12 protein-coding genes are annotated in these 11,239 nt (G+C 57.7%); 10 read left to right on the top strand and 2 right to left on the bottom strand.

The window, feature by feature from the left end; genetic code table 11:
- Positions 1-21: 21 nt before the first annotated feature.
- From floA to holA, 6 genes are all read left to right on the top strand, one after another.
- A complete protein-coding gene (gene floA, locus K1Y02_21695; GenBank protein MBX7258991.1) occupies positions 22-1,032 on the top strand; it encodes a flotillin-like protein FloA in 1,011 nt (336 codons plus the stop codon).
- A 27-nt stretch (positions 1,033-1,059) separates the two neighbouring features.
- Positions 1,060-1,779: a hypothetical protein gene (locus K1Y02_21690; GenBank protein ID MBX7258990.1), complete on the top strand. Its 720-nt coding sequence runs from the start codon at positions 1,060-1,062 to the stop codon at positions 1,777-1,779.
- A gap of 167 nt (positions 1,780-1,946) precedes the next feature.
- Positions 1,947-3,233 (top strand): MFS transporter, encoded by a 1,287-nt coding sequence (locus K1Y02_21685; protein MBX7258989.1) that lies wholly within the window; start codon positions 1,947-1,949, stop codon positions 3,231-3,233.
- Between the two features lie 173 nt (positions 3,234-3,406).
- Positions 3,407-4,387, top strand: a complete 981-nt coding sequence (gene bamD, locus K1Y02_21680) for an outer membrane protein assembly factor BamD (protein MBX7258988.1) — start codon at positions 3,407-3,409, stop codon at positions 4,385-4,387.
- Positions 4,384-4,953, top strand: coding sequence for a DUF799 domain-containing protein (locus K1Y02_21675; protein ID MBX7258987.1), 570 nt, complete (start codon positions 4,384-4,386; stop codon positions 4,951-4,953). The genes bamD and K1Y02_21675 overlap by 4 nt, the downstream gene beginning before the upstream one ends.
- Before the next feature lie 3 nt (positions 4,954-4,956).
- Positions 4,957-5,973 (top strand): DNA polymerase III subunit delta, encoded by a 1,017-nt coding sequence (gene holA, locus K1Y02_21670; GenBank protein MBX7258986.1) that lies wholly within the window; start codon positions 4,957-4,959, stop codon positions 5,971-5,973.
- Positions 5,974-6,006: 33 nt separating this feature from the next.
- On the opposite strand, the gene K1Y02_21665 is transcribed toward holA, so the two are convergent.
- Positions 6,007-6,357 (bottom strand): hypothetical protein, encoded by a 351-nt coding sequence (locus K1Y02_21665; GenBank protein MBX7258985.1) that lies wholly within the window; start codon positions 6,355-6,357, stop codon positions 6,007-6,009.
- A gap of 44 nt (positions 6,358-6,401) precedes the next feature.
- Positions 6,402-7,196 (bottom strand): enoyl-ACP reductase, encoded by a 795-nt coding sequence (locus K1Y02_21660; protein ID MBX7258984.1) that lies wholly within the window; start codon positions 7,194-7,196, stop codon positions 6,402-6,404.
- A gap of 547 nt (positions 7,197-7,743) precedes the next feature.
- On the opposite strand from K1Y02_21660, the gene K1Y02_21655 reads away from it, so the two are divergent.
- The 4 genes from K1Y02_21655 to K1Y02_21640 form a co-directional block, all read left to right on the top strand.
- Positions 7,744-8,526 carry an HAD-IIA family hydrolase gene (locus K1Y02_21655; protein ID MBX7258983.1) on the top strand — a complete coding sequence of 261 codons (783 nt, stop codon included), beginning with the start codon at positions 7,744-7,746 and terminating at the stop codon, positions 8,524-8,526.
- 236 nt (positions 8,527-8,762) lie between these two features.
- Complete coding sequence (locus K1Y02_21650; protein ID MBX7258982.1) at positions 8,763-9,527, top strand: metallophosphoesterase; 765 nt, start codon at positions 8,763-8,765, stop codon at positions 9,525-9,527.
- Positions 9,528-9,597: 70 nt separating this feature from the next.
- On the top strand, positions 9,598-10,428 hold the full coding sequence (locus K1Y02_21645; GenBank protein ID MBX7258981.1) for a hypothetical protein: 831 nt from the start codon (positions 9,598-9,600) through the stop codon (positions 10,426-10,428).
- A 549-nt stretch (positions 10,429-10,977) separates the two neighbouring features.
- Positions 10,978-11,239, top strand: a 262-nt coding sequence (locus K1Y02_21640) for a hypothetical protein (GenBank protein MBX7258980.1), incomplete at its 3' end; no start/stop codon positions are given.

The following is an 11,239-nucleotide window of genomic DNA, read 5'->3' as shown; positions in this document are numbered from 1 at the left end:
AACCGAAGAGAGGTGAGAAGAATGGACATTTTAGTAGCTTTGATCGCCATCGCGGTCGGAATCTTTGTCATCATGTTTCTCGTTGTACTGGTGACGTTCTTCAATCTGTTCATTCAGGCATGGTTGTCCGGCGCGCGGGTCAGCCTGATGAGTCTTGTTGCCATGCGGCTGCGCAAAGTCAGTCCGACGATCATCGTTTCAAGTCGTATCAATGCTGTGAAGGCAGGCCTTAATCTCTCGACGGACGAACTGGAAGGCCATTATCTGGCGGGCGGCAACGTGGTCCGCGTGGTGCAGGCGCTTATTGCCGCGAACAAGGCAAACATCCCGCTGACGTTCCAGCGCGCGGCCGCGATCGATCTGGCGGGCCGCGACATCCTCGACGCCGTGCAGACTTCGGTGAATCCCAAGGTCATCGATTGTCCCGATCCGCGTCAGGGCCAGAGCACGGTAGCCGCGGTCGCCATGGATGGAATTCAGCTCAAGGCAAAAGCGCGCGTGACGGTGCGCACGAATATCAACAGCCTGGTCGGCGGCGCGACGGAAGAGACGATTATCGCGCGCGTAGGCGAAGGTATTGTGACCACGATTGGCTCTTCTGCCACGCACAAGCAGGTGTTGGAGAATCCGGACCGAATCTCGAAGACCGTGCTGCAACGCGGCCTCGATGCCGGAACCGCGTTTGAAATTCTCTCGATCGACATCGCCGACGTGGACGTGGGCGAGAACATCGGCGCGCAATTGCAGATCAAACAAGCCGAAGCCGACAAGCAGATTGCCCAGGCCCGCGCGGAAGAACGGCGCGCCATGGCGTTTGCGCGCGAGCAGGAAATGCGCGCGTCCGTGGTGGAAATGCGCGCCCGGGTAACGGAAGCCGAAGCGGAAGTGCCGAAGGCAATGGCAGAAGCATTCCGGACAGGCAACATGGGAATCATGGACTATTACCGGATGAAGAATGTCATGGCCGACACCTCCATGCGCGATTCCATTTCGAAACTGGAGCCGAGAGGCGAAGGCGACGGTGGCAAGTAACTCTTAGCGAAGGACACGTGTGCAACTATGGATGATTCCTTCAACATACTGTTTTACCTTGCCGTCGGTGCCATCTTCATCATCGGTAGCATCGTGAAGAAGATCCAGGAAACGCGCGACGTAAACCGCCGCCGTGAAGAGTCGCACGAAATGCCTCTGGAGGAGATGCCGGATGAGCTGCGGCGTCTTCTCCTGGGCGAAGAACCTCGCACGGCGCGAATGCCGCGTCCCAGCGAAGAGGGTGTAAACGACGAAGGGTTGGACACCGTCCCGCTGCCTCCCTTGCGCCCGCAGTCCGCTGAACCGCGCACGGCGCGTCCGCGTCAAGGTTCGCCTGCGCCGCAACGGCCTCAAGCGCCGCCGATGGTGACGCCGCAGCAGCGGCAAGTGCAACAGCCGACGGCGAGGCCTCCCGAGCAGCGCCACGTCAATGCGCCGCCGCGCCAACCCGTGCGGCAGGGGCCACCACGTCCAGTTGTTTCGCAGCAGTCATCCCGCCAAACAACGCCGCCCATGCACAAAGGGCAGCCGATGCAACGTCCTCCACAGCGCGACGCCGTGCGGACAGCCCAGAGGCATTTTGTGGAGGAGGAGGAAGGACCTCGAAAGGCGTTTCCCATTGCGCCGCCGACGCGACCCGTGCAGCAGCGTGCGCGCCGCCAAGTGGCCCTCTTTCGCGATATTGATGAGGTGCGCAGGGCCGTGATCTTTAGCGAGGTTCTTGGCCCTCCCAAGGGTTTCGAATAGACTCACCCGCAACTCAATAGCCCGCTCTTGACCTGTTCCCGGCGACTCGCTACCATCACGCGCGGGGTCTGTGGGGCCGGGGAGTCGTGGCCAATCGATCCCGCGAATCGTTGCCGGGAACGCGAGGAACCACCTGCCGTCATACGCACGTTGGAGGGAGCTGACCAATGAACAAAGGAATGCTGTTTTGGGCGAGCAATGTGGCCCTGATTGCCGTGGCCATGTCGTTCGCGATACGTGGCGACATTATGGGCGATTTCGAGACCCAGTTCGTGAAGCCCTATGTCGAAGCTGGCCACGCCGCCGCCGTCCAGGAAGGTGAGCCATCGTTTATCGACAAGTTGATGGGTATCGACAAAGAAAGCGATCCCGTTAAGCGTAACCTGGGCATTATTGCCGGCGTTGCCTTCCTTTCCTTTGCGCTCGTGATCATCTTCGGAGGACCGCTTGTCGACTTCCTCGGCATGGGAAACCTCTTGCGCGTGGCGGCTTTGTGTCACATTGGCGGCTCGATACTAACCATCTTTGCTCCTAGCTTCTGGTATGTGGTGCTTGCCACCTTTGTTGTCGGTATGGGGAACGGGCTGGTCGAGGCGGTGTGCAACCCGCTTATTGCGGCCCTGTACCCCGAGGAAAAGATCTATCGGCTGACTCGCTTCCACGCGTGGTTCCCCGGAGGGTTGGTGATCGGAAGTCTGCTCGCGTACGGGTTTTCCCAAATTGGACTTCCGTGGCAGGCCAAAATGGCCCTCATCCTCATCCCGTCCGTTATCTACACCGTGATGATTTTCGGACAGAAGTTCCCGAAAACGGAGCGCGTGGCATCCGGATTGCCGTTTAGCGCCATGGTCAAAGAGGCGCTTGCAAGACCGCTCTTTCTGTTGTTGTTCGGTGTGATGTGGCTGACCGCGGCGGCGGAGCTCGGCACCGGGCAATGGATCTCCAACATCTATCGCGACGTATTCGGTGGAAAGGAAGGCGTGCTTGCCCTCGCATGGGGCAGTATCTTGATGTACATCCAGCGCGACTTCCTGAGCAAGTACGTCAACAAGCTCCTGTCGCCGGTAGCCCTTATGGCCGTGACGGCGCCAATCGCTGCGGCAGGCCTGTTCATGTTTGGGTATGCAACCACCCGCCCGATGTTCTTCGCAGCGGCAACCCTCGTATACGTGGGCGTTTGCTTCTGGTGGCCGACAATGCTGGGTATCGCCAACGAACGGTGTCCGAAGACGGGCGCCCTCGGTATGGCGCTTCTGGGCGGCGCGGGCAACTTCGCGACGTTCATCGCGGGCCCGGTCATTGGCGGAATCAATGACCGCTTCGGACCGGGACAGGCCCTGCAAGTCTGGGCAATTCTGCCCGTGGGCATCATGGTCGTTTTCCTGGCCATCTATCTTGTTGACCGCTCCAGAGGCGGGTACAAGGCCGAAAAGCTGGAGGCAGCAGGCCACTGACGGACAAGGTTGCGTCAGGTTAGAGAAGACGAATCATTTTGCTCCTTGCGGATTGCCGTAAAGAGTTGCTAGACTAGCGCCAGTTGGTGAATTGTGTGGGTGGCGGCAGGAGCCGCCGAACCCTGATAGATAGTTTTGCCGCAACCGGTTAACTGAATTGTGGAGGCGTATACATGCGCAGAATGGTGACGTGGGCCGCGATAGCCGTAGGCCTGACGTTGACGCTCCAAACCGTAGCCGAAGCCCAGTGGACCTGGACCCCTCAGACGGGCCGCTGGATCAACGTGAAGCGGTTGCCAAAAGAGACGCCCGAGCTTCAGGTGGAGTATGCACGAAGCCTGATGGTGCAGGGTGACTACAAGCAGGCCATCCGCGAAACGGACAAGTTCGAGGACTACTATGGGAGCACCGAATTCGCCGACGACAATCAGTTCCTTCGCGGCGAGATTCGTATGGCCCAAGACCAGTTGCTCGACGCCGCAAAAGAATTCCAGCAGGTCGTCTCGAAGTATCCCGATAGCGACCTATTCGATAAGGTCATCGAGAAGCAATACGCCATCGGCGATCAGTACTACGAGAAGGGCACCAAGGGACTGGAGAAGACCGCGTGGTTGCATCCGTTCCGGAAGCGGCCCTTTAAGCGCGCCATCGACGTGTATGGAATGGTGATCGACAATCAGCCGTTTACCGATGCCGCGGCCCAGGCCCAGTATAAGCTTGGCTTGTGCCACTATACGTTGAAGGAATACACCGAGTCCGCATTCGAGTATCAGCGCGTGGTTGAAGACTATGCAACGTCCGAATATGTGGACGATGCGATGTACGGCTTGGCGATGTGCTACTACGATTCTTCCTTGCCGCCCGCCTACGATCAGGCTCCGAGTCTGCTCGCCGTTCAAGCGGTCGACAACTTCAAAGAGAAGTATCCCAATGACAGTCGCGTTGCGGAATTGGACGAGATCAAGGCAAAGATGCTGACGGCCGTGGCCGAACAGCGCCTGCGCACCGCAAAGTTCTATGAGAAGCGCCGCCGGTTCGATTCGGCTGCGATCTATTACGAGGTTGTTGTGGAACAATTCCCCGGCACCCCTGCCGCATCGGAGGCCCAGCAGTGGCTGGATTCGCACGGACACAGCAAACGGTACTCTTCGTGAAACGTCATATCACAGCAATAGGTTTTGCGGGACTGGCGCTGCTTGCCGGTTTGTCCGGGTGCGGCTACTCGACGGAGAGTTCACTTGACCCGCAGTATCAATCCATCTTTGTTCCCGCGTTCAAGAACATGAGCCGGGAGTACGATCTCCAGGCTCCCTTGACCAACGCGGTCATTCGTAAGTTTATTGCCGATGGACGCCTGCACGTTACGGACGAGCAGGACGCGGATCTGATTCTGGAAGGCGTCATCCTCGGGTACAACCTTAAAGGTTTCACGTATGACGAGGACGACGAAGTAACTAACTATCTCGTCGAAGTATCGGCGGGTGCGCGACTCATAGACCGGAAGACCGGCAATACGCTCTGGGTGGAGCCGCGTATCAGCGGAAACACGAGCTACTACACGCGCGCTTCGGGCCAATCTTCCGACCGGCTGCGTGGCAACGCCGACACGTTCGTTCCGACGGTGCGGTCCTTCAGCACGGAAGAAGAGAACCGCAGCGCATCGGAAGCCCTTGAGCGTCTTGCATCGGCCATCTTCTACCGAACCGTCGAACCTTGGTGAGAGTTGGACGTCCAGGAGTTTCTTCAGCAGGCCGGTAAATCGGGTCCGGCGCCTGTATACCTCTTTTGTCCCGGAAAGCCCCCTCGTGCACGGGAAGCCACGTTCGAACCGGTCCTGGCGCAGCGCGCCACCGATCTCCTGCTTCAACTCTATGTCGATCCCAGCATGCGGGATCTGTGCTTTAACGCGTACTACGCCGACGAGACGGACTCCGCCGAAATCGCCTCCGTCGCGCAGACGTTCCCGTTCCTGGCGGAACGCCGGGTCGTGCTGGTTAACAACGCCGAAGTCTACGAGTCCGACACGCACGCCGCGCCGATCATCCACTATCTGGAGAATCCAAGCGAATCGACGGTCCTAATTATGGTTGCCGCGAAGCTGGATCGCCGTAAAGCCTTCTACAAGGCATGCGAAAAGCGCGCCGTGGTTGTGGAATGCCCCGAGCTGCGGGAGCCAGAAGCCAAGGCGTGGGCCCGCCGCGAGATTGAAGCGCGTTCGAAGAGCATCGACAACGCCGCGCTCGACCAACTCATTACGCGTACCGGAGCACGACTGGGCGACGTGAATAACGCCGTACTGCTCGTGTGCAACTATGTCGGCGACGCCAGCGCCATACGCGCCGCTGACGTGACTGCCGCGTGCAGCGACGTAAGCGAGGAAGAAATCTGGACATTGACCGATGCTATAGCCGCTTCTGACACGAACAAGGCCGTCCATGCGCTGCGCGATATCATGGACCAGGGGAAGAGCGAGTTCGAAGTGCTTGGATCGATCAATTGGCTGCTGAAAACGGCCTACATGGTCACGATCCCCAACGGAGGACGCGTCAAATCGTCGTTCTTGGCGGACAAGGTTCGCCCCTTGGCGGAAAAGCTGGGCCGCGAGAAGTTTCGCGATGCCTTCCGGCTCCTCATGGACACGGAAATCATGTTCCGGTCAACGGGCGTTGACCGCGCGCTCGCACTTGAGCTGCTTGTGGTGAAGCTGGCCGCTCCGCGCCGGGCGCCTGCACGCGCCTAATCGAATCCCCAGCCTGAACCTTACGCCCAGATGCTACTTCGGCTCTGCTGTCGTACCTCTCCGTCCAAGCGTGAACAACTCAAGTTGGTCAGCCAAGTAGGGATATTTCCGTCCGTAGCGCGTTCGAAGCAGGTATGACCGCACGAGGCTCAGAAACATGAATGTAAACGCAAGGGTGAGCACCCCCATGAAGAACGCGCTGCGTGCATGCTCGCCCGTTGGAGTCAGCACGAGCAGCGCCAGACGCCACAGCACCGCGTATACAAGCCAGGCTGCGTAGCTGACGTTCAATACGGCAAGCCCCCACCGCTCGGCGGACGACATGTGGGTACAGATATCGCGCGCCCGCTCGGACTGACACGGCCACCACGTGCGAAGGTCCATCGCAGAGAACCTCCTATTGGTCAAGCCAACGCAGAAGCTGCGGCTTACTCCGACTCCAACCCGTACATGCCCATCACGTGATAACCGCTGTCGACATGGATGACTTCACCGGTCACGCCCGACGACAAGTCCGACAGAAGATACACCGAGGAACGCCCCACATCTTCGGGCGTGACGTTGCAGTGCAACGGAGAGTACTTCTCCGTTACGTCGAGCATCAGCCGCATGCCCGGGATCGCGCTCGCGGACAGCGTGCGGATCGGTCCGGCGCTGATGCAGTTCACACGGATGTTCTTGGCGCCCAAGTCCCATGCGAGATACCGCGCGGACGCCTCCAGCGCCGCTTTCGCAACCCCCATGACGTTATAGCGGGGCACGACCTTTTCCGCCCCGTAGTAGGACATAGCAATGATACTGCCGCCGCTTGTCATGAGCGGAGCCGCTTCGCGCGCCACCGCGACCAGAGAATACGCGGAAATGTCCAGCGCCAGCGCGAAGTTGGCCCGCGAGGTGGACAGGAACTGATCCCGCAAATCTTCTTTCTCCGCGAAGGCCACGGAGTGAATCACAAAGTCGATGGAGCCCCAGCTCGAAGCAATGGCCGAGAAGAAGGCGGCGATTTCGTCGTCCTTCTGTACGTTGCACGGAAGCACGGGAGAACCGGGCATAGACTCGTCAACGAGTTTGCGCACACGGCGCTCCAAGGATTCGTTCAAATAGCTGAATGCCAACTGCGCGCCGTGAGCCGCACACGCCTGTGCGCACCCCCACGCAATGGACTTATCGTTTGCGACGCCAAGAACCACCCCCCGCTTGCCGGACAATAACTTCTCTGACATTGCATCTCCTTTGGTTAGAATTAAGGCGGGTTATCTTACCGAATTGTCCAGCGCGTTTAAAGCGGAGATAGGGAAGTCATCTATCTCATGTTGGCCTACGAAAACGTAATTAATTTGACTGTTGACTACGCGAGCGTAGCTATATTCTGATCGTGTCTCGTGCATCCGGTTCGCTTAACGTCCTGCTAAAGATATCTGCAACAAGATCTTAACAATTCCTAGCAGGAAACACACAATTCTGGCATACGATTTGTTCATAGCTGGTGGCATTCCGCTGTGGAATGCCGCTGAAAATGACGACACTTCGCGGCGCCGTGGCGATTGCCGAGTTGCTTAAAGGCACCGGCTGCCAGGTCTACGCCGCTAACCGTAGGGGATAGGTGCTCGCGGTAACGCCATCACGTTTCGGGTAGGTTTCGTGCGCGGTGAGCGTCACCATGGAAGCATCGCAGCCGTACCACATACGGCACGCTGGCATAACGCCCACACCACGTTACCGAGAGCCGAGACGGCCGAACTGCACCTTATGCCCCATGGAGAACACGAAATGAAACAGGGCTACCTAATTGACATGGACGGAGTGATCTACCGAGGACACGAACTGATCCCGGGCGCGGACCGGTTCATTCGGCGATTATTGGATGAGGGCATTCCGTTTCTCTTTCTGACCAACAACAGCCAGCGAACCCGGCTCGATGTGATGAAACGCCTGCATCGCATGGGATTGCCGGTTGAGGAGCGCCACGTGTTTACGTGCGCCATGGCAACCGCGCGTTTCTTGGCGCAACAGAAGCCGCACGGCACGGCCTACGTCATTGGCGAGGGCGGACTGTTGCAGGCATTGCACACGAGCGGATACGCCATCGTGGATAGCGACCCGGATTACGTGGTGATCGGCGAAGGGCGCACGCTGACTCTTGAATCGATTGAGCACGCCGTGCGCCTGGTTATTAACGGGGCAAAGCTCATCGCAACGAACCCCGATCCAAACTGTCCCACGGCAGACGGCCTGCGGCCCGGCTGCGGAGCTATCGCGGCGATGATCGAGGCGGCTACCGGCATACCCGCATTCAGTGTGGGCAAGCCCAGCCCAATTATGATGCGCGCCGCGCGCAAGGAACTGGGACTGTCGGCTGAAGAGACGACCATGATTGGCGATACCATGGAAACGGATATTCTGGGAGGCGTGCAGATGGGATACCGCACCATTCTCGTGCTCTCAGGAGGGACCAAAGAGGGCGATCTCAGCCGTTTTGCCTACCGGCCCGACCGTATTGTGGGGTCACTTGCCGACCTCTGCGAAGAGAACCTGCTCCAACCAGCGGCTTAGCGTTCCGACGCGGGAAGTCTCCGCGCTTTTCCATAGAAGCACTGGGTAGTAGCGAAGGCCCGGCGCCCGTTCCCGAAAGGGGATGCGCCGGGTTTTCGCGTGCTTTTGAGTCTCGGTTTGGAGTAAGGCGCTGAGATCGGTTCGTGCAAATCTAACATTCAATGTTCAGATTGCACGGGTTGGCTGCAACCTCATCGATTGGACATCATGAATTCCCGTCTGTGTATACTCCCAGCATGAGACTGCTATCGCGCAGAGCATTCTTGGGTTTGACAGCGGCAGGCGCGCCGACGCTGCTTGCCGTAGACGCATTTGGAGTCGAACCCGGCTGGCTGCGCATTCGCCATCTTCGTCGAAACGAGAATCCCACGCACCGTTTCGTCCATTTCACCGACCTCCACCACAAGGGAGACCGTGCGCGGCTGCGCAAGGTGATCGACTGCGTCAACGGATTGTCACCGGATTTTGTCTGTTTCACGGGGGATATCGTCGAGGACAAACACTATCTCGACGAGACCTTGGAGGAAATGACGCGCATTGAAACACCGATGTACGGATGTCCCGGCAACCACGACTACTGGAGCGGCATCGACTTCCGCAGTGTCGCGAAGGCATTCGAATCGACGGGAGGAGCGTGGTTGCTGAACGAAGCGCGGGAGATTGTACCCGGTGAAATCGGAGTGTATGGAGCGAAGGAATTGCGTCCGAAGAGCCGCATTGAGATTGATGCGCCGAAGACTATCTTTCTGGGGCACTATCCGGAGAGTGCATTGAATCTTGGAGGACGACAGTTCACGCTGCTTCTCGCGGGCCACTCGCATGGCGGGCAAGTGCGGCTGCCTTTTGTGGGCGCGCTAGTTGTACCCAACGATTGCGGCGAGTTTGACCGGGGCCTGTTCGAAACGCCCGCCGGGCCTCTGTATGTGAATCCCGGCATCGGCACATGGCTTATCCCGGTGCGGTTCATGTGCCGTCCGGAGATCACTGTGTTTGAGTTCTGAAGAAGTCGGTGGAGAGAATTGATAGCTTTGTGACGACCGTGACGAACTTGCAGTAAAAAGTAGGGGAGAAGTGAAGAGGAGAGTCTACATAACGGTCTTTGTCGTGATGACGACTGGGGCTTTGGGTGTTGGGTACTTCTTTCTCTTTGGCAAGCTCTTTCCATTTTCACCGCTCATCATCGGATTCTCCAAGCATGAGATGACGAACAGCGTTGTCTATGTGCAGAACGGCGCGAATTTCAATGACTATGCGCGACTCGATGCCCTCATCCCAGGCGTGGAGAAGTTTCACCAACAGAGGTTCACAAACAAGCCGAAGTTGTTCATTTTTCGGGACAAGGCCAGCTACTTCCAACGTTCACTTTCGAAGGCGCGATTCTGCGCGTTTTACAACGGCAGCGTCGTGATTGCGCCTTGGGCATTGGAGGAAGACCGCGACGGCAAGATCTCGTTGGACATCTACCTGACGCATGAATTGTCGCATTCGATCATCTTTCAGAATGCAGGACTCTGGCATGCATACACGTATCCTCACTGGCTGCTCGAAGGACTCGCCACGTACAGCGCGAATCAGATGGGGACGTCCTTTTATCCCTCCAGGGATGAGACATATCGCCTGATCGCTCAGGGTAATTTCATGCCGCCCAACGATTTTCAGACGCGTCGAGAAGACGCCATCAAGATCGATGCGGAGCACAGGTCGCCGTTCTTCTATTCGGAGTTTGCCTGCATGGTCGATTATCTGGTCGAGCGCCACGGCAAAGACAAACTTCTCGCTTATGTCGAGGGTCTGTTCAAGGATTCCGACAACGCTCGCGTATTCAGAGCGGTTTACGGAGTGGATTTCGAGAGATTTGTGGCCGAGTTTAGGGAGATGGTCTCGAAGGGAGCGCCCGCGTAGGTTAGCGCTCTTTGTACTCCGAGAAATGACTGGTGGAGAGCACTTTCAGGAAGTGTTATCGATCTGCCTGCTTGTTGGTTCTCGAAGTGGAATCGACTGCGAGTCTGGGACTTCCCTGATCGCGTTCCTCAATCTCCTTTTCGGATTCGGCGAGTGCGGAGAATCCCGGCAGTGTTGAGGCAAATGAACTCATCATGGCCATTTGCCTAAGAAATTCACGTCTATTCGGATCGTACGGTGTCACGGTTACGTCCCTCCAGGACAAGGGAGTGGTCGCACAGAAAACCTGCTATTCTGTGTGTTGGCGAAATGACTCGGTTACACTTCAACCGGTTTCACTACGCAAGAAGGAGTTGGCCAATTTGCGCAATGGGTGGGGCAATTGCCCAAGTTGTGGTGATTTTTTGACCGGGCTTCTGTTTGCGCAGTCAGCCAATTATTCGTAAGTCTATGTGGCGAAAGGCTAGTGTTTGAGTTGTTCCGATCGGTACAAGGGTTGCTCCCTTAAGATAGGGAAGGGGCCTTGCGCACGGAGAGGGAGAATGGAATATGGGCTCAGAACGTCACTATACGCCGGAAGAAGTCACCGCAATCGTAGCGAGTGCGCTCCGGCGCCATCGCGACAGCGAAGCCATCAGTCATGACGTCCTCTTGGAAACGGCGGCGGAATTGGGAATTCCTCGTCATGCCATTGAAGAGGCGGCTCGGCATTTGGCATCCGAGCGCGACATGGACTTGGCGCGCAAGAAGTGGCTGTCCAGGCAGCGCCGCGAGTTCCACAACCACTTGGTTTCCTACATCATAGTCAACG

The sequence above is a fragment of the Candidatus Hydrogenedentota bacterium genome, from assembly GCA_019695095.1.
Lineage (GTDB): Bacteria > Hydrogenedentota > Hydrogenedentia > Hydrogenedentales > SLHB01 > JAIBAQ01.
The sequence above is the reverse complement of the archived record's forward strand: the minus strand, read 5'-3'. Positions and strand labels throughout refer to the sequence as shown.

Bases quoted from the DNA above. Each gene is read 5' to 3' on its own strand.
- K1Y02_21690 (MBX7258990.1), top strand. From the start codon at position 1,060: ATGGATGATTCCTTCAACATACTGTTTTACCTTGCCGTCGGTGCCATC.
- floA (MBX7258991.1), top strand. From the start codon at position 22: ATGGACATTTTAGTAGCTTTGATCGCCATCGCGGTCGGAATCTTTGTC.
- K1Y02_21665 (MBX7258985.1), bottom strand. From the start codon at position 6,357: ATGGACCTTCGCACGTGGTGGCCGTGTCAGTCCGAGCGGGCGCGCGAT.
- bamD (MBX7258988.1), top strand. From the start codon at position 3,407: ATGCGCAGAATGGTGACGTGGGCCGCGATAGCCGTAGGCCTGACGTTG.
- K1Y02_21685 (MBX7258989.1), top strand. From the start codon at position 1,947: ATGAACAAAGGAATGCTGTTTTGGGCGAGCAATGTGGCCCTGATTGCC.
- K1Y02_21660 (MBX7258984.1), bottom strand. From the start codon at position 7,196: ATGTCAGAGAAGTTATTGTCCGGCAAGCGGGGGGTGGTTCTTGGCGTC.
- K1Y02_21655 (MBX7258983.1), top strand. From the start codon at position 7,744: ATGAAACAGGGCTACCTAATTGACATGGACGGAGTGATCTACCGAGGA.
- K1Y02_21650 (MBX7258982.1), top strand. From the start codon at position 8,763: ATGAGACTGCTATCGCGCAGAGCATTCTTGGGTTTGACAGCGGCAGGC.